The organism is Salinicoccus jeotgali (assembly GCF_039538805.1).
GTDB lineage: Bacteria > Bacillota > Bacilli > Staphylococcales > Salinicoccaceae > Salinicoccus > Salinicoccus jeotgali.
The window spans coordinates 1-559 of sequence record NZ_BAABCK010000024.1; the positions used below are offsets into that span (position 1 = coordinate 1).

Annotated in this window: 1 protein-coding gene; it reads left to right on the forward strand. The window is 36.1% G+C overall.

All coding sequences use genetic code 11. The annotated features are described in order from the left end of the window. Positions 1-254 precede the first annotated feature (254 nt). On the forward strand, positions 255-422 hold the full coding sequence (locus tag ABD734_RS07685) for a ribbon-helix-helix domain-containing protein (protein WP_344703103.1): 168 nt from the start codon (positions 255-257) through the stop codon (positions 420-422). Positions 423-559 lie beyond the last annotated feature (137 nt).

Here is a 559-nt window from a genome sequence, read left to right on the forward strand (position 1 = left end):
CTTGGTAGAGCTCTTAGGATTTTTAAGGTCGCAGCGCATCACACTCAAAAAGGAAATTGGAATAAAATTAAGAAGAGATCCATTTTATGGGTCTTATTTTTTCGGCTAAAATGAGGGATTTAAGGGAGAACTGCATAGGGGGGTACTACGACCCCCCCTATGGGTGACTTGTGACACGTGACATTTTTTTAAATAATTATTGCCCTTTTCAAATGAAAATGATATTTTATATGTGAGAGGAGGTTTTTTAGGATATGGAAGAGGTTGAAGAGAAAAGAGAGAAGAAAAATATCACGTTGAGATTATTTCCAGAAGAAGATTTAGTGCTGGAGAAAATAAAAAAGAAATATGGAATATCAAAATCGGAACAGATAGAAACGTTAATAAAAAAATATGCGAGGGAGGAATATGGCGCTTATTAAAACAAAAAAAGAGACTGGCTCTTTGGGGAACCAGTCTCAATGACGAACAAAGCATTGTTTTAAGTGCCTTTATTTTATCATGACAAACAAAGACAAGGCAAGACACTGGGGCATTGTAGTGTATCCAGAATCTGCTC